Source organism: Pantoea sp. EKM101V (assembly GCF_011800325.1).
Classification (GTDB): domain Bacteria; phylum Pseudomonadota; class Gammaproteobacteria; order Enterobacterales; family Enterobacteriaceae; genus Pantoea; species Pantoea anthophila.
In genome coordinates this window covers 343,675-365,693 of record NZ_JAALFP010000001.1, presented here as the reverse complement: position 1 = coordinate 365,693, position 22,019 = coordinate 343,675, and the positions used below count along the sequence as shown (strand labels likewise).

Below are 22,019 nucleotides of genomic sequence, written 5' to 3'. Positions count from 1 at the left end.
GCTTAGTGTGACTGCAGCGGAATCGACACACACAGCAGGTCATCCTGCTGTGTGAGATTCAGCGGCTTGGCATATTCATGATGAATGGCATCCAGCTGCTCCGCCGACAGCGGATATGGGAGCTGGATATCAAAGCGGCTGATCTGCTGCTGTTCCGCGAGAGTGACCAGGCGCGCGATGTTAATTTCGTCACTCACCTGGGTAGAAATGATTTGTAATGCTAATTCTTTTAACGGGTCGTCACTGCCCTGTAAGCGGTGGGCTGATTTCCGTGTCACCATGCCGAATATCGGCATCACGCCATAAATCGCATCGACAAAGCTCCAGCGTTTTTTGCAGGAAGCGGAAAGAAAGTCACTGTAATTGAAGCAGATGCGGTCAGGGTATATGGCTGATGCCAGCTCTTTATCAGACACACTAATGCTCCTCATAATAATCAACGATATCCCAAACCTGGCGCAAAAAGGCCGCGCTAATGATTGCACATTTTGCCGGTTATATACCAGCAAGCTAAGGATATTTCGTGCGGTAGCGTAGAGCTCAGGACCAGGAAAAGATATGCTTTCGTCCATCCCTGTCTCTGCTTTGTAAACTATGAACAAAATTGTTTATGTAGAAGATGAACCCGAAGTGGGTTCACTGATTGCGGCCTACCTGGGCCGTCATGACATTGAAGTGATTGTTGAGACGCGCGGCGACCGCGCTGAAGCGGTGATTGCCGAGCAGCAACCCGATCTGGTGATGCTGGATATCATGCTGCCCGGCAAGGATGGCATGACGATCTGCCGTGATTTACGGGCCAACTGGCAGGGGCCCATTGTGCTGCTCACCTCACTCGACAGCGACATGAATCACATTCTGGCGCTGGAGATGGGCGCGCAGGATTACATTCTGAAGACCACGCCACCTGCGGTCCTGCTGGCCCGTCTGCGCCTGCATCTGCGTCAGTCTCAGCAGACGCAGCCGGAGGATGCGCCCGCCATTCCTGCCGCGAACCGTATGCTGCGTTTTGGCTCGCTGACCATCGATGCTCTGAATCGACAGGTGACGCTGTTTGACGAACAGATCGCCCTCTCCACGGCCGATTTTGACCTGCTCTGGGTCCTCGCCAGCCATGCCGGTCAGACGCTTAACCGCGATGCGCTGCTGAAAACCCTGCGAGGCGTCAGCTATGACGGTCTGGATCGCAGCATTGACGTGGCCATTTCCCGCCTGCGCAAAAAGCTGCACGACAGCGCCACCGAGCCGTTTCGTATCAAGACCATCCGCAACAAAGGCTACCTGTTTGCGCCTCAGGCCTGGGATACCCGCGTCCTATGAGAAAGCTTTTTATTCAGTTCTATCTGCTGCTGTTTGTCTGCTTTCTGGTGATGGCGCTGCTGGTGGGACTGGTCTATAAGTTCACCGCCGAGCGCGCAGGCCGACAGTCGATGAATGACCTGATGGCCAGCTCGCTCTACCTGATCCGCAGCGAACTGCGGGAGATCCCGCCGCGCGACTGGAACAAAACCATCAAGAGTCTCGATCTTGGCCTCTCGTTTGACCTGCATATTGAGCCGATGAACAAATTCCAGCTCGACGAGACCAACATGCGTCGCCTGCACGCCGGTGAGATTGTGGCGCTCGACGACCAGTACACCTTTTTGCAGCATATCCCGCGCAGCCACTACGTGCTGTCGGTGGGGCCTATCCCCTATCTGTTCTATCTGCATCAGATGCGACTGCTCGATATTGCCCTGCTGGTCTTTATCGGCATGTCACTGGCGCTGCCGGTGTTTATCTGGCTACGCCCCCACTGGCAGGAGATGCAGCGGCTGGAAAAAGCGGCTCAGCGCTTTGGTCGCGGTGAGCTGGATGTGCGCACCCATTTTGACAGCACCTCCAGCCTGTTCCGGCTCGGTATCGCCTTTAACCAGATGGCGGAAAACATCAACACCCTGGTTGCCAGTAAGAAGCAGTTGATCGACGGCATCGCCCATGAGCTGCGGACGCCGCTGGTGCGTCTGCGCTACCGGCTGGAGATGAGCGATAACCTCACGGACGCCGAACGGGTGGCGCTGAACCGCGACATCGGCCAGCTTGAAAGCCTGATTGAGGAGCTGCTGACCTATGCGCGGCTGGATCGGCCACGCGTGGACCTCAATCTGAAGTCGCAGGATCTCGCCAGCTGGCTGCGCGAGCGCCTCGATGACTTCCGCACCATCAATCCCGATGTCCGGATCGATCTCGACCTGCCGCAGCGTGAAAACATCGGGATTTCTGACAGCCGCCTGATGGAGCGGGTGCTGGATAATCTGGTCAATAATGCGCTGCGTTATGCGCAGCAGCGACTGCGGGTGAGCTTATGGTTCGACGGCGCAACCGGCTGCCTGCAGGTGGAGGATGATGGTCCGGGCATTCCGCCAGAAGAGCGGGAACGGGTCTTCGAACCTTTTGTCCGGCTCGATCCGAGCCGCGATCGCGCGACGGGCGGCTGCGGACTGGGGCTGGCGATTGTCCACTCTATTGCGCAGGCGCTGAGCGGCCAGGTCACCATTGAGGCCAGCCCGCTGGGCGGAGCCAGCGTTCGCTTTTGCTGGCCGGTTGATCTACCCTTGCGGGAAATTCCGCTGCGTTAAACACTACAAGGAGTCTCACGTGACCTCAGCGTATCAGCACCTTAGCGCGACCTTCCAGCGCCTCTCCCGTTTCAGCCATGTCACGGCCATCGCCGGCTGTGATATGCAGACCACCATGCCGCCAGGCGGCAGTCAGGCGCGGGGTGAAGCCCTGGCCGAGATGAGCGTTCTGCAGCATCAGATCCTGACGGCTCCCCAGGTCGGAGAGTGGCTGAAGGCCGCAGAGCAGGCGTCGCTGAACGATGTTGAGCGTGCCAATCTTCATGAGATGCAGCGTGCTTATCAGCAGGCCAGCCTGCTGCCTGACGACTTCGTGGAAGCCAAATCGATTGCCGGTTCGGTGTGTGAACATGCGTGGCGCACTCAGCGCCCGGCTAATGACTGGCAGGGCTTCGCCACCAACCTGAAAGAGGTGGTGCGCCTGAGCCGCGAAGAGGCGCAGCGACGCGCCGATGCCAGCGGCTGCTCGCGATACGATGCCCTGCTCGATCTCTATGAACCGGGCATGACCCGCGCCAGGCTGGATGCGACGTTTGGCGAACTGAAAAGCTGGCTGCCCGATCTGTTACAGCAGGTCGTGGAGAAGCAGGCACAACAGCCGATCGTCACGCCGCAGGGGCCGTTCGCCGTGCCTGCGCAGCGCCAGCTCGGGCTGAGCATCATGGAAACGCTGGGCTTCGACTTTAATCATGGTCGCCTGGATATCAGCGCGCATCCTTTCTGCGGCGGCGTGCCGGAAGATGTACGTATTACCACCCGTTACAATGAGGCTGAGTTTCTCAGCGCCATGATGGGTGTGATCCATGAAACCGGCCACGCCCGCTATGAGCAGAATCTGCCGCAGCAGTGGCGGGGGCAGCCGGTGGCGCTGGCGCGTTCTACCGCCATCCACGAGTCACAAAGCCTGTTTATGGAGATGCAGCTTGGTCGCAGCCGCGAATTTTTGCAGCGCATTCTGCCGACCATCATCGCCACCTTTGGCGACCAGCCTGCCCTGCAGGCGGATAATTTCATTCGTCTGACCCAGCAGGTGAAGCCGGGCCTGATCCGGGTGGACGCCGATGAGCTGAGCTACCCGGCTCATGTCATTCTGCGCTACGAAATCGAACAGGCGCTGATTGAAGGGGAAATTGAGGTTGAGGATATTCCGGCGCTGTGGGATGAGAAGATGATGCAGTCGCTGGGTCTGGATACCCGCGGCAACTACCGCGATGGCTGTATGCAGGATATTCACTGGACCGATGGCGCGTTTGGCTACTTCCCCACCTACACGCTGGGCGCGATGTACGCCGCGCAGCTGTTCCGCTCCGTCCAGACCGCCATTCCTCAGCTCAGCGAACTGATTCAGCACGGCGAACTGCAGCCGGTATTCGACTGGCTGCAACAGAACATCTGGCAGCACGGCAGCCGCTTTTCCACCGACCAGCTGCTGATCAATGCGACAGGCGAAGCGCTGAACCCGGCTTATTTCCGCCAGCATCTTGAACAGCGTTATCTGAAGAACTGACCCTCCGGGCGGCCATCACGCCGCCCTTTCCCCCTTTGTACAATCGGTTACACGCCGATACCAAACACCCACGGACAGGCTTTGTTGATTTCCCTATAGTCTCTTCACCGGCCCCGCAGTGGGCTACACATGAAAAAAGAGTCCGAGGGATTTGCAATGAAAAAATTATTTGCACTGGTTGTCGCCGCTGCTATGGGTATGTCTTCTGTTGCTTTCGCTGCTGAAACCACAGCTGCGCCAGCCGCTGCGCCAGCCGCAACAGCGACCACCACAACCACCGCAGCTGCACCGGCTAAAACCGTTCACAAAACTGCACACAAGAAACACCATAAAGCAGCACAGAAAGCGCAGGCTGCTAAAAAGACTCACCACAAAAAAGCGGTGAAAAAAGATGCTGCTCAGAAAGCGCAGGCAGCTAAAAAAGTTCACCACAAGAAAGCGGTAAAACCTGCTGCCCAGAAAGCGCAGGCAGCTAAAAAAGTTCACCACAAAAAAGCCACTCAGCCCGCTGCACAGAAAGCCCAGGCTGCGAAAAAAGTTCATCACAAGAAAGCGGTAAAACCTGCTCAGAAAGCGCAGGCTGCTAAGAAAGTTCACCACAAGAAAGCAGTAAAACCTGCTCAGAAAGCGCAGGCAGCTAAGAAAGTTCACCACAAGAAAGTTGTTAAATCAGCGGCTAAATAAGATCGCCTACAGGCGCACAGCCACGCGATAATGCTTAAAAACACCCGGTTCTGCCGGGTGTTTCTTTACTGGAGTGGATGAAATGGTGCGTCGCTATCGCTTCGAAATTATTCTGCTTGTGATGATCCTGTGTGGCATTGTTGCTGCCAGCTTCTTTATTTAACTGCTGTAGCGTACTGATTAACCGATAAAACTCCCTTTTTTAACGCTCACCGACTATAGTTATCGTTCTTACGTGATAACAATAACGTCTATTTTCTCGCCATTGAGATTTCTATGCGCCTGGCTACCTTGTTAATGGTTGGACTTTTCAGCTTTGCCACGACGGTTCATGCCGATGATGACGATGATTCGCCGACACCGGCTGAAATTAAGATGCTGTTCTTCGGCAAGGATCATCGCCAGGCAATCACGGATATCACCGCTGCTCCCTGGGATGCGATTGGTCAGCTCGAAACAGAAAGCGGTAACCTCTGTACAGCCACGCTCATCTCTCCCCATCTGGCGCTGACGGCCGGACACTGTCTGCTCGCCCCGCCGGGTAACTTTGATAAGCCGGTTGCGCTGCGTTTTATGGCCAGCGACAAAGGCTGGCGCTATGAACTGCATGACATTGATGCGCGGGTTGAGCCCTCGCTGGCCTCCAAGTTAAAGGCGGATGGTGAAGGCTGGATCGTGCCGAGCAGTGCGGCGCCGTATGACTATGGCATTGTGATATTACGCAATCCACCGTCGGCCATTACCCCTATCCCGCTGTTTGAGGGCTCGCGCAGCGACCTGACGGCCGCCCTGAAGCTGACCGGCCGTAAAGTGACGCAGGCGGGCTATCCGGCCGATCACCTGGATACCCTCTATTCCCACAGCAACTGTCTGATTACCGGCTGGGCGCAGCGCGCCGTGCTGTCACATCAGTGCGATACCCTGCCCGGCGACAGCGGTTCACCGCTGCTGCTCAACAGCGACAAAGGCTGGCAGCTGATTGCGGTGCAGAGCTCCGCTCCCGCGGCAAAGGATCGCTATCTGGCGGACAACCGCGCGATTGCGGTCACCTCATTTAAAGATAAGCTGGAATCCCTCGCGCAGTAATTGCGTGTAGCCTGAGCGGCTGTCGGGTGCACACGCTCCGTGCGCACCCGGCTTTCAGCCCGCTATCTGCTCCATCGTCTGCAGAATACGCTTATCCGAGATCGGATAAGGCGTACCCAGCTGCTGAGCAAAGTAGCTGATGCGCAGCTCTTCAATCATCCAGCGAATGCTGAGCACCTCTTCATCATCCTGACGCTGCGGCGGCAGCTTGTTGCGCCACCCTTGGTACGCCTGTTCCACCGCCTGAACTTTCAGCATCCGCGCCCGATCGCTGTGCGGGTCGGCAGGCAGTTTCTCCAGTCGCCGCTCAATGCCCTGCAGATAACGCAGCGTGTCGGCCAGTCGCTGCCAGCCGTTGCCGGTGACAAAGCCCCGATAGACCAGTCCGTTTAACTGCGCTTTGATATCGGACAGCGCCAGCGCCATGGTCATATCCACCCGGCCTTTCAGCCGTTTATTGATGTTAAAGACCGCCGTCAGAATCTGCTCTACCTGCTTAGCTATCGTCACCACGGTCTCATTAAGCTCACCGCGGACTTTGTCACGCAGCTGCTCGAACGAGGCCTGATCCCAGGCAGGGCCGCCCGCCTCCCCCATCAGTTTATCGATGCCGCAGGCGATGCAGTCGTCGATCAGCTCCAGCACTTTGCCATAGGGGTTAAAGTAGAGTCCGAGTTTGGCCTTGTTCGGTAACTTCTCGTGCAGATACTTCACCGGCGACGGCACATTCAGCAGCAGCAGACGACGCTGGCCACGCCACATCATTTTTTGCTGCTCCTGCTCACTGTCAAACAGGCGGATCGCGACGCTCTCTTTTTCATCCACCAGCGCAGGCCAGGCTTTCACCTGGTAACTGCCGCGCTTCTGTTCATAGCTGCGAGGCAGTTCGCCAAAGCTCCAGAGATGCAGCCCGCTCTGTTCCAGCCCGTCATCGGCCACTTTCGACAGCGTCTCCTGCACCTTGTCCTTCAGCTGGGCCTTGAGCGCGGTGAGGTCCTTGCCTTCCAGCAGTTTACGGTTGTGCTCGTCGACTACCCGGAAGGTCATTTTCAGATGATCGGGCACCTGTTCCCACTGCCAGTTCTCCCGCTCCAGCGTAACGCCGGTCATGCGGCGAAACTCGCGCGCCAGCGCATCTGCCAGCGGCATCTCCATCGCCGTCACCCTTCCCAGAAACGCCTCGGCGTAGTTAGGAGCAGGCACCAGATGGCGGCGCAGCGGTTTCGGCAGCGACTTAATCAGCGCAATAATCAGCTCACGGCGCACGCCGGGGATCTGCCATTCAAAGCCGCTATCCTCAACCTGATTCAGCAACGGCAGCGGTATATGGACCGTCACGCCATCGGCATCTGCGCCTGGCTCGAACTGGTAACTCAGCTTCAGTTTCAGGTTGCCCTGATGCCAGAAGTTGGGATAGTCGAGCTGACTGACCTTGTCCGCGCCCTCTTTGATCAGCATCTGCCTGTCGAAGTTGAGCAGGTCGGCGTTATCGCGGCTGGCCCGTTTCCACCAGCTGTCAAAATGTCTGGCCGAGACCACCTCTTTGCCGATACGCTGATCATAAAAAGCAAACAGCGTTTCGTCATCGACCAGAATGTCGCGGCGACGGGATTTATGCTCCAGATCTTCCACTTCGCTGCGCAGTTTCTGATTGGCGCGGAAGAAAGCGTGACGCGTCTGCCAGTCGCCCTCGACGAGGGCGTGGCGGATAAAGAGTTCGCGGCTCAGGGTGGGATCGATACTGCCGTAGTTGACCTTGCGCGCGGCAACAATCGGCAGGCCATAGAGCGTGACCTTCTCGGTTGCCATCACCGCCCCCTGCGATTTCTCCCAGTGCGGTTCGCTATAGCTGCGCTTCGTCAGATGCTGCGCCAGCGGTTCAATCCACTCCGGCTCAATGCGTCCCGCCGTCCGCCCCCAGAGGCGGCTGGTTTCGACCAGCTCTGCCACCATGGTCCACTTCGGCGGCTTCTTAAACAGCCCGGAGCCGGGGAAGATGGCGAAGCGGGTATTGCGCGCGCCGGTGTACTCCTGCTTGTCGGCATCTTTCTGTCCGATGTGCGACAGCAGACCACTCAACAGCGCACAGTGAACCTGCTGTAACGGGGCCGGTTCGCTGTTGACCGGAATACCCAGTTCGCGCACCACCTGCCGCAGCTGGGTGTAGATATCCTGCCACTCCCGCACGCGCAGATAGTTGAGAAAGTCGCTTTTGCACTGGCGTCGGAACAGGTTGCCGGACAGGGCTTTCTGCTGCTCCGCCAGATAGTTCCAAAGATTGACATAGGCCAGGAAATCGGAATCTTTGTCAGCAAAGCGCCGGTGTTTTTCATCAGAGGCCTGCTTCTTCTCTGCCGGACGCTCGCGCGGGTCCTGAATCGACAGGCCCGCAGTGATGATCATCACTTCGCGCACACAGCCCAGCCGCTGCGCCTCCAGCACCATTCGCGCCAGGCGCGGATCGACCGGCAACTGCGCCAGCTGTCGCCCGGAGCCGGTGAGGGTGTAGTGACCCGTCTCTTCATTCAGCGTCAGCGCGCCCAGCTCTTCGAGCAGGCGGATACCATCCTGAATATTGCGCTTATCGGGCGCTTCCACAAAGGGGAACGCCGCGATATCGCCTAGCCCCAGCGAGGTCATCTGCAGGATCACCGACGCCAGGTTGGTGCGCAGAATTTCGGGGTCAGTAAAGGCCGGACGACTCAGGAAATCCTCTTCCGAGTAGAGGCGGATACAGATACCGTCGGAAACACGTCCGCATCGTCCTTTACGCTGATTGGCCGAGGCCTGAGAAATCGGCTCAATCGGCAGACGCTGCACTTTGGTGCGGAAGCTGTAGCGGCTGATACGCGCAGTGCCGGGGTCAATCACATATTTGATGCCGGGCACCGTCAGCGAGGTTTCCGCCACGTTGGTGGCCAGCACGATGCGGCGGCCACTGTGTGACTGAAACACCCGGTTCTGTTCGGCGTTCGACAGTCGTGCATACAGCGGCAGCACTTCAGTGTGGGGCAGGTCGCGTTTATTCAGCGCGTCGGCGGTATCGCGGATTTCGCGCTCGCCGCTCATGAAGATCAGAATATCGCCCCGGCTCTCCTGTCCGAGTTCATCGACGGCATCAAAGATCGCCTGCAGCTGGTCGCGGTCGCCATCCTCCGCCTCTTCAACCACCGGCCGGTAGCGCACTTCCACCGGGAAGGTGCGGCCGGAGACTTCGATAACCGGCGCATTGTTGAAATGCCGCGAGAAACGCTGCGGGTCGATGGTCGCAGAGGTGATGATCACCTTGAGATCGGGACGCCGCGGCAGCAGCTCACGCAGATAACCGAGCAGGAAGTCGATATTCAGGCTGCGCTCGTGCGCTTCGTCGATGATGATGGTGTCATATTGCATCAGCAGGCGATCCTGCTGGATCTCCGCCAGCAGGATCCCATCGGTCATCAGTTTGACCTGGGTCAGCTCGCTGACCTGGTCATTAAACCGCACTTTATAGCCGACACAGCCGCCGGGCGAGGTGTTCAGCTCATCGGCGATGCGATTGGCCACGGTGCGTGCCGCCAGGCGACGGGGCTGGGTGTGACCAATCAATCCGGTCACGCCGCGCCCCAGCGCCAGACAGATTTTCGGCAGCTGAGTGGTTTTGCCGGAGCCGGTTTCCCCGGCAACAATCACGACCTGGTGATCGCGAATCGCGTCAGCGATATCCTGCTGTTTCTGGCTGACAGGCAGATTGTCCGGGAAGGTGATGGCTGGCGTCGCCGCGCGCCGCTGGGCGACACGCTGTTCAGCGGCGAAAACGTCCTGCTCCAGCTCGCGGGCTATGCCCTGTTGTGCCTCGGGGCTTTTGACTTTTCTGGCCCCCTGCAGACGGCGCTGCAGCCGCTGGCGATCGCGAAGCATTAAGCCGTCGAGCCGGGCCCGGAGCGCGGTCAGTGGAGACGTATCGGGAGATGACATAATAGTGACGTACCTTACTCAGACAGTGTCGCTGCAGAAACAGCGCCCTGGACGCCGGGATAACCAGCTGATTCAGTGAAAATAATTGCGCGCATAATAGCACATTCTGAACTGTTCCGGGGACGTGCCCCGGTTACGCTTATTCAATAAATTCGAACATAGCTCTCGAAATATTGCGCTTTCACCGCGCCATTGATAACCGTAGAGTGTAAACCATTGAGCGGAAACCCTTCCGCGTTACAGACAGGAAATCACCATGAGCAAAGTTTTAGTTCTGAAATCAAGCATCCTCGCAGGCTACTCACAATCAGGCCAGCTTGCTGACTTCTACGTTGAACAGGCAAAAGCCCAGGGTAAAGACGTGACCGTTCGTGATCTGGCGGCGAACCCGATTCCGGTTCTGGATGGTGAACTGGTCGGTGCTATGCGTCCTTCTGACACGCCGCTGTCTCCGCGTCAGCAGGAAGCGCTGGATCTCTCCAACGCGCTGATTGAAGAACTGCAGGCACATGACGAAGTGGTTATTGCGGCACCGATGTACAATTTCAACATCCCGACCCAGCTGAAAAACTATTTCGACCTGATTGCCCGTGCAGGCGTGACGTTCCGCTACACCGAAGCAGGCCCGGAAGGTCTGGTTAAAGGGAAAAAAGCGGTTGTGATCACCAGCCGTGGCGGGATTCACAAAGACACCCCGACCGATCTGCTGACGCCATACGTTAAGCTGTTCCTGGGCTTCATCGGCATCACTGACGTTGAGTTCGTGTTTGCTGAAGGTATCGCCTACGGTCCAGAAGTGGCCAGCAAAGCGACCGCTGAAGCGAAAGACGCGATCAAACAGATCGTCACCGCTTAAAAGGCGCTCATCTCAGGATGAGACGCACAATCAACCGGGCCACGCGCCCGGTTTTTTTTACGGCTTAGGGCGTGCCCGGAGCCTCTTTTCTCAGCCACTGACCGTTAATGCCCCGCACATATTCCCCCACCGCCGCCCGGCTCACCAGTTTCTGCCCGGCAATGCTGGCGATATCCGCCGTGGAGAGATTGTTCTGTTCTGCCAGCCGCTGATATTGCTGATGCCGTCCGGCGTTGATGCGCTGCACCAGGGCCTGCGTTTCGCTGTCTCCGGCGCGCGCCGCGAGGTAGCCGGAGAGCGTTTCGCCCACCAGCCCCGACTGCCGGGCCTGATCCAGCGTCAGCGCCCAGGCGGGCTGCATCATCATCAGCGCGAGTAGCAGCGCCGCGCTTTTGCGTCTCATACGTGCTCTCCTCAGAACAGACCGCTCTGGTTTTTCAGTAACGCTTCCACGTCTTTATCCACCTTGATGTGGATCTCATGCTCAATTTTTACGTTCATATTGATGGTGATGGGATCTTTGGGTGCCGTAACCTCAATGCGCGGCACGCAGCCGATGCTCAGCAGTCCGGCTGCCAAAACCAGTAGTGCCCTCAGGCTCATGGTGAAGTGTCCTTGTTCGATGGCAAAGTCGCGTGTTGTTCCAGCCAGGATTGCAAATTATCGCCAAAGCGCAGGCTGCGCCAGAGCTGAAACAGATTTTCCTGATGATGGTAGTTAAGATTCACCGTCTGACGACGGTTGCTGAACCGGCTGACGCCCTGCACCTCTGCCGTCATGCTCAGGTCGCCGAGGTTATCCAGATTAATCGTCGCCCAGCTGCGGGAGATCTCCATATAGCGTAGCCAGTCCAGCGCCGCGCCAGTGGCGACGTTATTACGGGTAATCGCATCCGCCATATCGTTGTCCAGCCGGAAGGTCAGAGGGCCGCTGTTGGCTATCCACCCTTTCTCGACCAGCCAGCGGGGATTATTGAGCCACAGCGGCAGTTCACCGTTAACCCGTCCCGACATGGCGAACTGCTTAGGCTTCAGTGCGGTCACCAGCTCGCTGAGGCTGATTTGACGCAGCGTTACCCGCGCAGGCTCATGCTGTGGCATCTGCAATGCGGGCAGCGTAATCTGCCCGCCGAGGAGTTCCAGACTGACATCCTGCAACCTCAGCGGCGCGGCTTCGCTCCACGGCCAGCTGCCCTGCAGATCGGCACGGATATTCTGCATGGCAAACTGGTTTTTTACCTCGGCAATGCGCAGGGAAACCGGGCCATGCTGACCAAACTGCCACTGCCCGGCCCTGAAGCGAAAGGGCAGTGAGAAGTCGATACCATTGATCTGGCTGTCCGGCGTCCAGACGCTGCCCTGCTTCACCGACCAGTGTCCACCGGCCTGAAAACCCTGATCGGGAGCAGCGGAAAAGGCGAACTGCGCCTGCAGCTGACCATCCTGAATCTGCATTTTCATGTCCGGGCTGATTAACGGCTGAAACACCCGGAGCGACTGTGACGGCCACCAGGCCTGACCGCGCAGCCGTTCGCCATCCCAGCGACCATTGACCCGCAGCGGGCCAATCCTGCCGGCATTCAGGCTGCCCCGCCAGATAAAGTCGCCGGGGTCGCGGCCTTTCGCCTCGAAATCGAGCGTTGAATCAGCCAGCCTGCCGCCATAGCTGAACCGGGTCTCGCCCGCCTGCAGCCGGAAATGGCCATTAAACGCCGGGTGGGCCGCATCGCGCTGCCAGTTAACGGGTTCAGTGAGCGTCAGACGCGGACTGGCGACGTTGACACTGCCGTAGGCCAGCTGATTAAACCCGGTGGAGAGCGTATCCAGATGGATCAGCGTATCGTGCCAGCCGCCCGTGCCTTTGACATCCCAGCGTGCCTGAAGCGGCAGCATCTCGCCTCCGCCCCAGTAGCGCCAGTTCCATTCGCCCTTATCAGGCCAGAAGTCGCTGGCACGCCCATCGAGATGCAGCCGGAAACGGCCAAAACTGGCATCGTGCGCGTTAAGAATCGCCTGCAGACGGCCATCAATTCCCTGCGATGAGAGGCGCACGCCCGCCAGCGGCCAGCGCGCCTCGTCCACCTCCAGCGTGGAGAGCAGGCGGCCCCGCAGGCGCAGCAGCGATTTAGGCTGGAGTTGCAGCTGAGGATCGAGGAGTGACCCGCTGAGCACGCCCGGAATGGAGCCGTAGAGTTGCAGATCCGCCAGCTTACTTTCGCCGGTCAGCTGAAACGGCAGATGGCTCTCTGTCAGGCTGAGGTGGCCGGGGCCGAGACCCAGCACAACGTTGCCCTTGCCGCCGCGCCCCCGGGTCAGCAGATTGAGGCGTCCGCTGATCTGGCTCTGTTCAAGCCCCGACTGCCAGTTCTCCAGCGTCAGGTTAACAAAGCCGGAGAGCGGCTGAGCGGCGAACGGCCAGTAATATTCCCCCTTCTCAATCTGAATCTGGTCGCGACTGATCTGCCAGGGCAGACGCAGAAGCGGGCGATCCTGTTCCGCCGTCGTTGCGACGACTACGCCCTGCTGCTGCTGCCAGTTGAGGCTGAGCTGAAGCGGATGCGGCAGCGCAGCCAGCGCCAGTTGTCCGGCCACCTCGCCATTTACCGGCAGGTCACTGGCAAAGGTGGGAAGTTCAAGATGACCCTTGAGGGTGATGGGTTCAGAGAGTGCCGGATGGGTCAGCGTCAGATGATCGACTGCCAGCTGCTGACCGGTCAGCGTTGCCGCCAGCTGCAGATTGTCACCCCGATAAGTCAGACGCTGGCGATCTTTTTCCAGCGTGAGATCCAGTGCACCCGCGTAGGTCTGCCACGGGGCCACCGTCAGCTTATCCAGATGGACATCGGCACCCGGCAGCATTGCCTGCCATTCGGCCAGCGTTCTGGGCGAACCGGGATTGTCGTCGTCCGCCGGCAGTTTTTGCAGACAGGCGCTGTCCAGCGTCAGCGCGGACGCGTTAAGTTTCCAGCGCGACTGATGCCAGCCCAGCGAGACGGCTTCAACCGTTGCCAGCGTACAGTCGCCCGCCAGATAACGAATTTCTGGCAACCACAGGCCTCCCTCCCGCCAGCGCGGTGCGCCAGACAGCTCAATGCGGGTCTCCTGCGGCAGCCAGATCCCGACCAGCCGGGGCAGCCACTGTGTCACTGTTAACATCAGGCCGAGCAGCAGCAGAATCAGCGCCAGAATAGCCGCCAGCCGCCGCCGGACTCTCCGTGGCATAAAAGCCATAATCCTTTTCCTCACCCTATCCTGACCATGATGATGGCATGTAAATTGCGCGAGGTGAAGGTCTGCCCCGGACGCATTTCAGCGGTTTCAGCAAAGTCCGTCAGAAAACGTTATCCTTGGTCTATCACCTCTGCAGGAGCACAACGATGAAGATCGCGGTTTACAGCACCAAGCATTACGATCAGAAATACCTTGAGCAGGTCAATCAGCAGTTCGGCTTTGAACTGGTGTTCTTCGACTTTTTACTCACTGAAAGCACCGCAAAAACGGCAGTGGATTGCGATGCGGTCTGCATCTTTGTCAATGATGATGGCAGCCGACCGGTGCTGGAAGAGCTGGCCGCGCTGGGAGTGAAGTATATCGCGCTGCGCTGTGCCGGTTTTAATAATGTCGATCTGGACGCTGCAAAAGAGCTGGGCCTGGAGGTGGTGCGTGTGCCCGCCTATTCGCCGGAAGCGGTCGCGGAGCATGCTATCGGCCTGATGATGACGCTGAACCGCCGTATTCATCGCGCCTATCAGCGCACCCGTGACGCGAACTTTTCACTCGACGGCCTGACCGGCTTTAACATGCATAACAAAACGGCGGGCGTGATAGGCACCGGTAAAATCGGCATTGCGACCATGCGCATCCTGAAAGGCTTTGGCATGCGGCTGCTGGCGTTTGATCCCTGGCCGAGCGAGCAGGCGCTGGAACTTGGCGCGGAGTATGTCGATCTGAAGACGCTGTTTGCGGAGTCGCACGTCATTACGCTGCACTGCCCGCTGACGCCGGAAAATCACCATCTGCTCAATGCCGAGGCGTTCAGCCAGATGCGTGACGGCGTCATGATTATCAATACCAGCCGCGGTGGTCTGATCGATTCACAGGCGGCGATTGATGCGCTGAAGCAGCAGAAGATTGGCGCGCTCGGCATGGATGTTTATGAGAACGAACGCGACCTGTTCTTTGAAGATAAGTCGAATGATGTGATTCAGGACGATGTCTTCCGCCGTCTGTCGGCGTGCCATAACGTGCTCTTCACCGGTCATCAGGCGTTTTTAACCGCCGAAGCCCTGACCGCCATTTCTGAAACCACGTTAAGCAATCTCAGTCAGCTCGATCGCGGTGAACACTGCCCGAACCGACTCTCCGTCTGAGGGTGCGGGCCGGAGCAATCCGGCCTGTCTATCAGCGCGCGCAGTGCCCGCCGATCAGCGCCTGCTCATCACAACGACGCCCGTTCACTAACTGACACATCCCCACCCGGGATCCATCCAGCTGATGCGAAAAAGCGAGGGTTCCGCCTGCATTTTCACAGGTGCTTTCTGCCAGAGAAGACATCACCACGCGGGGCTGAACATGGGCGGCGGTGGCTTGTTGCGGTGGCTCGTTATCATCACTGTGGCTGCTGCAGGCAGAGAGGAATAACGCGGCACCGGCCAGCAAAAAGGTGGCTGCTTTCATCAGTCGGACTCCGGGAATTGGGATAATAGGCTGGCTCAGCATATGTCAGGCAGCACAAGGGGTCGAGAGGTGAAACAGCTTTTTACAAATTTCTGCGGCGTGTTTTGCAAGCAGAATTATCTTGTTTACCTGGTAACACTGAACTGTCACCCTTTTCCGGCCCCCCTTATTTCGGAGTAAAGCCATGTTAATGGATATGTTAATTCGCATTGCGCTGGCCGGTATTCTAGGCGGCCTCATCGGCCTGGAGCGGCAGATGCGGGCCAAAGAAGCCGGACTTCGCACCCACATCCTGGTCGGGATCGGCAGTGCGATGTTCATGCTGGTGTCGAAATATGGCTTTGCCGATATGCTGAACAGCGACCATGTCGCGCTGGACCCCAGCCGTATTGCGGCGCAGGTGGTCAGCGGCATGGGCTTCCTTGGCGCGGGTACCATCATGATCCAGAAGCAGGTGGTGAAAGGCTTAACCACGGCGGCGGGTTTATGGGTAACCGCAGCGATTGGCCTGGTCATCGGCAGCGGCATGTATGAGATCGGCATCTATGGCACCGTACTGGCGCTGGTCGTGCTGGAAGTGTTCCGCCGTCTGAGCCACGTTTTAATCGGTAAACACCATACTCTGCTGGTTTTCCTGAAGCCGAAGAGTGTGCCGCTGGTACTGCTGGTGATGCAGCGGGAAGGCATCCGCTACGGCAACGTGACGGTGATCAATCGCGATCAGGAAAGCGGACTGTGTGAACTCAGCGTGCAGGTTACGCTGTCGCGCAGGTCAAATGACGCGCATCTTTACGATAAGGTGATGGAGATTAAAGGGGTACAGTCGCTGGAGATGATGTGAGCATCTCTCCTGTCTCACCGGGCCGGTGCGCCAGCCCGGTGGGTTTCATACCCTGAAAATGTCGGCGCAGACGATGGCGCTCCCCTTGCCTGCTGCCGACGTTGTTAACAGCCTGATCCATTGTCACCCTTCAGAATGACCATCCCCCTGACCTGACACATGGAGCCGGTCAGAAATTAATGACATAATCCGGTATTATTTATCAGCGAAATGATGACAGCCGGAGACCAATGCGCCCTGACTCTGACCCTTCAGACAATGCCCTGTCCGCGACCGCACGTAAAAGCAACTGGCGCGGGCTAAGCCTGCTGACGGTTATCCTGCTCGCGGCTGCGGTGGCCATTATCATGATTCTGGACCATCGCAACTCAGTGAATAATGCGCTTGAAACCGGACAATGTCTGGCTGAGGAAGGCGCTGAAAACATTCTTGGCGTACTCAGGCATTTTTTACACCATGCCTATCGCTGGATCTTTAAAGCCTGCGGCTAATTAAATTCAGTGCAGCAGAAAATGGAGTAAGCCGTGCCGGTTCAGCAGCAGCAGAACGCCACCATACATTACGGCGACATAACAGATTAAAAAAAGCAGCAGCGTCATGAAAAATTTCACACCAGACTTTTTTATTTTGTGATCGTCATCCGGCTTTCTCATCGCGGTTAATCACCACTCCTTTTTTAACCTGATTGCACAGCGGGATATTAAACGGTTCCTTTGTTCCGCTGTATTGCCGAAATGTGCGAAACGACGCCCCGGATGTCTGTCTGTTGATTTTACGTTGGATAAACCCCAGCCTGACGTTATGCTTTTTTATCCGGTGAAGACGTTCTTAAGCAATAGACAACTGACTGTTTACTATTTCTTTTTCCAGATAACAAAGTGCAGTCTGAAATTAACAGAGCGTTCGATTCAGGCCATTAATCCAGCCTGTCGATGAAGCTGATTATAAGCTTTTCCGCTCAACACAGATTAAACCGCGTGCGACTTTCAGATCACTCCGTTTAATCTGTCCCAGCCTGACTCACGCAGAACGCCCGATTTAAAAAGCAAAATATTTAAATTTGATATGGGTCAAATTTCACTCCCGATATAATAGTGCCTGTTTATGTCTGATTGATCTTTACCTGCTCATGCTGGTTAATTTGCTGAACCGGTGGCGTCAATGAAATATCTGTTAATCCTCCCCTTCATTTTTATGATCGCAGGCTGCGCGACAAAGAACGATAGCGCGCGAACCGCGACTGACCAGGCTTCATCCCCCTCCTGCTCCTCGCACAGTGATGAAATCGACTGTCAGTGGAAAGAGGTCCCCGCCAGCTGAGGACGTAACGCTGACTTTTCTCCTCCGCATGCGCCACTGCGAAATGCTGCAACATCCCTTTCTCTCCCCGTTTGCCTTTACGCAACGTGCGGAAGGTGAACTCTGGCGTCTTGATCCATGGATTACTTCACTCCGGCACTGGCATTCGCGGCAACAATCCGTACCATACGCTGCATATTCGTGACACCGCAGAGAAGTGGCTGGCTGAATGCGCACGTTGATTTGCCCTCAGGCTACGCTTTCTGGTTTTAGAGATAGGTAAAAATGCAAGATAATCAAACGGTTGACAAGAAAGAACAGTACAACCTCAATAAACTGCAGAAACGCCTGCGCCGTCATGTCGGCGAAGCCATTGCAGATTTCAATATGATCGAAGAAGGTGACCGCATCATGGTCTGCCTGTCGGGCGGAAAAGACAGCTATACCATGCTGGAAATTCTGCGCAGTCTGCAAAAAAGCGCCCCGGTCAGTTTCAGCCTGATTGCCGTTAACCTGGACCAGAAGCAGCCTGGCTTCCCTGAGCATATTCTCCCGGCCTATCTGGAGTCTCAGGGTGTGGAGTACCGGATTATCGAAGAAGATACCTACTCCATCGTCAAAGAGAAGATTCCGGAAGGGAAAACCACCTGCTCTCTCTGCTCACGCCTGCGCCGTGGCATTCTGTACCGCGTTGCCACGGAGCTGGGCTGCACGAAAATTGCGCTGGGCCACCACCGCGATGACATTCTGCAGACGCTGTTCCTCAACATGTTCTATGGCGGGAAAATGAAAGGCATGCCACCGAAGCTGATGAGCGACGATGGCAAGCAGATTGTGATCCGCCCGCTGGCCTACTGCCGTGAAAAAGATATCATCCGTTTCTCGGAAGCGCGTCAGTTCCCGATTATCCCCTGCAACCTCTGCGGTTCTCAGCCAAACCTGCAGCGTCAGGTGGTAGCCGATATGCTGCGTGACTGGGATAAGCGCTACCCGGGCCGTATCGAAACGATGTTCAGTGCGATGCAGAATGTCGTGCCGTCGCACCTCGCCGATGTCAGTCTGTTCGACTTCAAAGGCATCAAACATGGCGATGCGGTGGTGGACGGGGGCGATATCGCCTTTGACCGCGAAACGCTGCCGTTACAGCCGGCAGGCTGGCGGCTCGATGATGAAGATGCCCCTGTCACAGGCGCACGTCTGGATGTGCTTCAGATTAAGTAAATGCCGCATAAACAGAAGGGCGTGCTGCTGGCAGCACGCCCTTTTTTTATATGTTGCGGTGTGGCGGTGGATCCATTATCGGCGGAAATTCCGGATCCGTCGGCGGATCGGGCTGAGGTTGCGGATGGGGGATCGGGTCAGGAATCGGGGTCGGATCCGTGGGGATCGGCTCGCTGTTATAAATCGCGCTCATGCCGTACTCCTTTTCTTGCGAATGGACTTTAAGCTTAGGTAAGGAACGGCGTTCCAGCCAGCCAGGCAAAAAAAAGCCGGCGCACTGGCCGGCATGTTTCGAATTAAATGTGCTATGCATTAATTCTAAATCAGGAAGTAAGACAATATGGAGCGCAACGCCCATCGCTTGACGTTGCATTCACCTGCGGGAGAGAGTTTGCGTCAACGGCGACATCGGGTTCTTGATATCGATCAGCTTTTGCCGCCTTTCCTCGAATTTCAGCGCCTGTGCTGAGATGCCCCATCTCCGTCGCGCTACAGCCAGTGCCGTTTACGCAGATAACCGGCGACGCCGACAGCCAGAACCACCAGTAGCAGGCAGAAAATGGAAAAGCCGTATCGCCATTCTCCGCCCGGAATGCCGCCGAGGTTGACGCCGAACAGACCGGTCAGGAAGGTGGCTGGCAGGAAGATCATCGCCATGACTGACATGGTATAAGTGCGCCGGTTCATCGATTCGGCCATAGCAGAGGCAACCTCGTCGGCCAGAATGGCGGTTCGCGCCACGCCGGCATCCAGGTCATCCAGCCCGCGTCCCAGCCTGTCGGCAATCTCCTGCATCCGACGCCGTTCGTTGTCATCCATCCAGGCCAGTTTTTCGCTCGCCAGCCGGGCATAGACATCGCGCTGCGGGGCCATATAGCGTCGCATCACAATCAGCTGTTTGCGCAGCAGACCCAGCTCACCCCGCGCGGGCATCCGCTGATCCAGCAGCGCATCCTCCAGCTCAATGATTTTGTCATGCAACTCTTCGATAAATTCGCTGGTGTGATCGGTCAGGGCATCACAGACATCGACCAGCCAGCTGCCGCAATCGATCGGGCCGTTGCCGTTCTGCAGGTCGGTCAGCACTTCATCCACGGCAGAGACTTTGCGCCGGCGGGTCGAAACAATCAGCTTGTCGTTGATAAAGACCCGCATCACGACCAGCTGGTCACGCCGCGCGTCGCTGTTGTGGTTAACGCTGCGCAGCACAATCATGAAGCCATCGCCCAGACGGCTGACGCGCGGACGCATACTGTCACCCGCCAGGGCATCACGGACGGCATCGGGAATTTGAGGCGTCGACTGCAGCCACTCTGCGCTTTTACGATGGGTGTAGTTCAGATGCAGCCAGCAGGGCTGCTCGCACTGAATCACCTCATCTTCCGCGATCGGGATCATGCCGCCCTTGCCATCAAGCTGGCAGGAAATGATGGCGTCTGAAACCTGCAATGCTTTTCCTTCAATTACGTCCACACCGTCCCCTCACTATCAAAATCAATACGATACAGTCTAGCGTGGCGGCGATGAGTTGCAATCTCCGGGCTGTGTAGAAAGATGTCAGCCGGTGGCCGGATGAACAGCCACCGGAGGCTTAATGTTTCTCGATCCAGAGCTCGCGGCTATAGGCGACATCTTCGGGGTTAGTGATGGGATAGCCTTTGACCCAGGGTTTAATCAGGCGGCCATTGGTGTACTGATAGATCGGGGCGATGGGTGCCTGATCCGCCAGAATCTGTTCCGCGCGGTTATAATCGCTGTTGCGCGCCTCGTCACTGGTCTCGCGACTCGCTTTGGCCAGCACGGCATCGTAATCCGCGTTGCTGAAGCGGGGAATGTTGCTGCTGTTGCCGGAGGTCAGCAGATTCAGGAAGGTGGACGGCTCATTGTAATCGCCGACCCAGGATGCCCGGATCACGTCGAAGTTGCCGCTGTTACGACTGTCGATGTAGGTTTTCCACTCCTGATTTTCCAGCGAGACATCCACGCCAAGGTTCTTTTTCCACATAGACGCCACCGCGATAGCAATCTTCTGATGGCTCTCCGAGGTGTTATAAAGCAGCTTAAGCCTGAGCGGTTTACCCGGGCCATAGCCCGCTGCGGTGAGCAGTGCTTTTGCCTGCGCGTTGAGATTGTTCTGGTCATGTTGCTGCAGGAAAGAAGGCAGCGGCCTGAAGCCAGCGGTGACATCCGGGGTAAAGTGCCATGCGGGTTTTTCACCGGTTCCCAGCACTTTTTCCGCAATAATCCGGCGATCAATAGACCAGGAGAGCGCTTTGCGCACCCGCGCATCAGCGGTCGGCCCCTTCTGCGTATTAAACGCATAGTAATAGGTGCCCAGTTGGTCAGGCGTGTAGACCTCACCCGGCAGACTCTTCTTCAGCAGACCATACATCTCTTTGGGAAAAGATTCGGTGATATCGATGTCGTTGGCGCGATAACGCTTGGTGGCACTCGACTCTTCGTTGATCGGAACAAACGTCACCCGGGTCAAAACCGAATGGGCATCATCCCAGTAGTGCGGATTGCGCGTCAGGACAATTTTCTCATTTACCACGCGCTCGCTGAGCTGATAGGCCCCGTTGCCGACCAGTTTACCGGGCGCGGTCCAGCTGTCGCCCTGCTGCGCCAGGGTCTTCTGCGGCACCGGAAAGAGCGCCACGTTAGCCACCAGCGCCGGGAACCACGGCACCGGACGATCGAGCGTGACCTTCAGGCGGCTGTTATCCTGCGCCACCACGCCCAGCTTATCCGGGGTCATCTGACCTTTGGCGATCGCCGCCGCATTCTCAATACCGCTCAAGGCGGCGAACGAGGCCGACGGTGAACTGTTTTCAGGGTCGACAAGGCGCTGCCAGCTGTAAACAAAATCCTGCGCGGTGACCGGCTCGCCATTCGACCAGCGTGCGTTGTTGCGCAGCGTGAAGATCCAGGTTTTGTTGTCGCTGCTGCTCCAGCTCTGTGCCACGCCCGGTACGATTTTGCCGTGCGCATCCTGATTGGTGAGGCCTTCAAAGAGATCGCGAATGACCTGAATCTCTGGCAGGCCGACCGCTTTAAGCGGATCGAGCGAAGCGGGTTCATCCTTGATATGACGCACGATCTGCTGCTGCTCAGCCAGCTGCGCGCCAGCGGGTGGATTCGCCGCGAGGGCGGGTGTGAAGAGGCTGCTCAGACTGATGGCGGCCAGCGTCATGCGAAAGGTTTTAACCATAATCACTCCTTTACCCCAAAGAAGCGCTGCACGACGCCGATCGCGATGCAGCTTGTGCAGGGC

At 57.3% G+C, this 22,019-nt stretch carries 19 protein-coding genes; 10 read left to right on the top strand and 9 right to left on the bottom strand.

From position 1 onward, the window contains the following. Positions 1 to 2: 2 nt before the first annotated feature. Positions 3 to 416: a hypothetical protein gene (locus tag HFD92_RS01835; RefSeq protein ID WP_167428336.1), complete on the bottom strand. Its 414-nt coding sequence runs from the start codon at positions 414 to 416 to the stop codon at positions 3 to 5. A gap of 178 nt (positions 417 to 594) precedes the next feature. Here HFD92_RS01835 and rstA point away from each other — a divergent pair, with 178 nt between their 5' ends. The 5 genes from rstA (at position 595) to HFD92_RS01810 (ending at position 5,895) form a co-directional block, all read left to right on the top strand. Beyond that, positions 595 to 1,320: a two-component system response regulator RstA gene (gene rstA, locus HFD92_RS01830; protein WP_009090075.1), complete on the top strand. Its 726-nt coding sequence runs from the start codon at positions 595 to 597 to the stop codon at positions 1,318 to 1,320. Beyond that, positions 1,317 to 2,618 carry a two-component system sensor histidine kinase RstB gene (rstB, locus tag HFD92_RS01825; RefSeq protein ID WP_009090073.1) on the top strand — a complete coding sequence of 434 codons (1,302 nt, stop codon included), beginning with the start codon at positions 1,317 to 1,319 and terminating at the stop codon, positions 2,616 to 2,618. The genes rstA and rstB overlap by 4 nt, the downstream gene beginning before the upstream one ends. A 19-nt stretch (positions 2,619 to 2,637) precedes the next feature. Then, a complete protein-coding gene (locus HFD92_RS01820) occupies positions 2,638 to 4,125 on the top strand; it encodes a carboxypeptidase M32 (protein ID WP_058957861.1) in 1,488 nt (495 codons plus the stop codon). Positions 4,126 to 4,281: 156 nt separating this feature from the next. After that, positions 4,282 to 4,809: an acid resistance repetitive basic protein Asr gene (gene asr, locus HFD92_RS01815; protein ID WP_009090070.1), complete on the top strand. Its 528-nt coding sequence runs from the start codon at positions 4,282 to 4,284 to the stop codon at positions 4,807 to 4,809. 276 nt (positions 4,810 to 5,085) lie between these two features. Continuing rightward, on the top strand, positions 5,086 to 5,895 hold the full coding sequence (locus tag HFD92_RS01810; RefSeq protein WP_009090066.1) for a serine protease: 810 nt from the start codon (positions 5,086 to 5,088) through the stop codon (positions 5,893 to 5,895). Between the two features lie 54 nt (positions 5,896 to 5,949). Here HFD92_RS01810 and hrpA read toward each other — a convergent pair whose 3' ends face one another. Next, positions 5,950 to 9,852: an ATP-dependent RNA helicase HrpA gene (gene hrpA, locus HFD92_RS01805; protein WP_167428161.1), complete on the bottom strand. Its 3,903-nt coding sequence runs from the start codon at positions 9,850 to 9,852 to the stop codon at positions 5,950 to 5,952. Between the two features lie 256 nt (positions 9,853 to 10,108). On the opposite strand from hrpA, the gene HFD92_RS01800 reads away from it, so the two are divergent. After that, entirely contained in the window at positions 10,109 to 10,708 is a 600-nt protein-coding gene (locus HFD92_RS01800) for an FMN-dependent NADH-azoreductase (protein WP_009090062.1), read from the top strand. Positions 10,709 to 10,772: 64 nt separating this feature from the next. Here HFD92_RS01800 and HFD92_RS01795 read toward each other — a convergent pair whose 3' ends face one another. The 3 genes from HFD92_RS01795 to HFD92_RS01785 are packed head-to-tail and all read right to left on the bottom strand — an operon-like array spanning position 10,773 to position 13,938. Next, positions 10,773 to 11,111 carry a YdbL family protein gene (locus HFD92_RS01795; RefSeq protein WP_009090060.1) on the bottom strand — a complete coding sequence of 113 codons (339 nt, stop codon included), beginning with the start codon at positions 11,109 to 11,111 and terminating at the stop codon, positions 10,773 to 10,775. Positions 11,112 to 11,122: 11 nt separating this feature from the next. Continuing rightward, a complete protein-coding gene (locus HFD92_RS01790; RefSeq protein ID WP_009090058.1) occupies positions 11,123 to 11,311 on the bottom strand; it encodes a YnbE family lipoprotein in 189 nt (62 codons plus the stop codon). Then, positions 11,308 to 13,938, bottom strand: a complete 2,631-nt coding sequence (locus HFD92_RS01785; protein ID WP_167428160.1) for a YdbH family protein — start codon at positions 13,936 to 13,938, stop codon at positions 11,308 to 11,310. The genes HFD92_RS01790 and HFD92_RS01785 overlap by 4 nt, the downstream gene beginning before the upstream one ends. Before the next feature lie 146 nt (positions 13,939 to 14,084). Between HFD92_RS01785 and HFD92_RS01780 the strand changes: the two genes are divergently transcribed. Next, entirely contained in the window at positions 14,085 to 15,077 is a 993-nt protein-coding gene (locus HFD92_RS01780; RefSeq protein ID WP_167428159.1) for a 2-hydroxyacid dehydrogenase, read from the top strand. 31 nt (positions 15,078 to 15,108) lie between these two features. On the opposite strand, the gene HFD92_RS01775 is transcribed toward HFD92_RS01780, so the two are convergent. After that, positions 15,109 to 15,384 carry a DUF333 domain-containing protein gene (locus tag HFD92_RS01775; protein ID WP_009090053.1) on the bottom strand — a complete coding sequence of 92 codons (276 nt, stop codon included), beginning with the start codon at positions 15,382 to 15,384 and terminating at the stop codon, positions 15,109 to 15,111. A 184-nt stretch (positions 15,385 to 15,568) separates the two neighbouring features. Between HFD92_RS01775 and HFD92_RS01770 the strand changes: the two genes are divergently transcribed. The 3 genes from HFD92_RS01770 to ttcA all read left to right on the top strand — a co-directional run bounded on the left by HFD92_RS01770 (position 15,569) and on the right by ttcA (position 18,745). Beyond that, a complete protein-coding gene (locus HFD92_RS01770; RefSeq protein ID WP_033736241.1) occupies positions 15,569 to 16,225 on the top strand; it encodes an MgtC/SapB family protein in 657 nt (218 codons plus the stop codon). Between the two features lie 230 nt (positions 16,226 to 16,455). Next, entirely contained in the window at positions 16,456 to 16,716 is a 261-nt protein-coding gene (locus HFD92_RS01765; RefSeq protein ID WP_167428158.1) for a hypothetical protein, read from the top strand. Between the two features lie 1,093 nt (positions 16,717 to 17,809). Then, positions 17,810 to 18,745 carry a tRNA 2-thiocytidine(32) synthetase TtcA gene (ttcA, locus tag HFD92_RS01760; RefSeq protein WP_150029543.1) on the top strand — a complete coding sequence of 312 codons (936 nt, stop codon included), beginning with the start codon at positions 17,810 to 17,812 and terminating at the stop codon, positions 18,743 to 18,745. Positions 18,746 to 18,791: 46 nt separating this feature from the next. Here the strand turns inward: ttcA and HFD92_RS21890 are convergent, their stop codons facing one another. The 3 genes from HFD92_RS21890 to HFD92_RS01745 form a co-directional block, all read right to left on the bottom strand. Then, on the bottom strand, positions 18,792 to 19,118 hold the full coding sequence (locus tag HFD92_RS21890) for a hypothetical protein (RefSeq protein ID WP_140925444.1): 327 nt from the start codon (positions 19,116 to 19,118) through the stop codon (positions 18,792 to 18,794). Between the two features lie 116 nt (positions 19,119 to 19,234). Next, positions 19,235 to 20,218, bottom strand: coding sequence for a zinc transporter ZntB (gene zntB, locus HFD92_RS01750; protein WP_009090042.1), 984 nt, complete (start codon positions 20,216 to 20,218; stop codon positions 19,235 to 19,237). 118 nt (positions 20,219 to 20,336) lie between these two features. Further along, positions 20,337 to 21,956, bottom strand: coding sequence for an ABC transporter substrate-binding protein (locus HFD92_RS01745; RefSeq protein ID WP_150029542.1), 1,620 nt, complete (start codon positions 21,954 to 21,956; stop codon positions 20,337 to 20,339). Positions 21,957 to 22,019 lie beyond the last annotated feature (63 nt).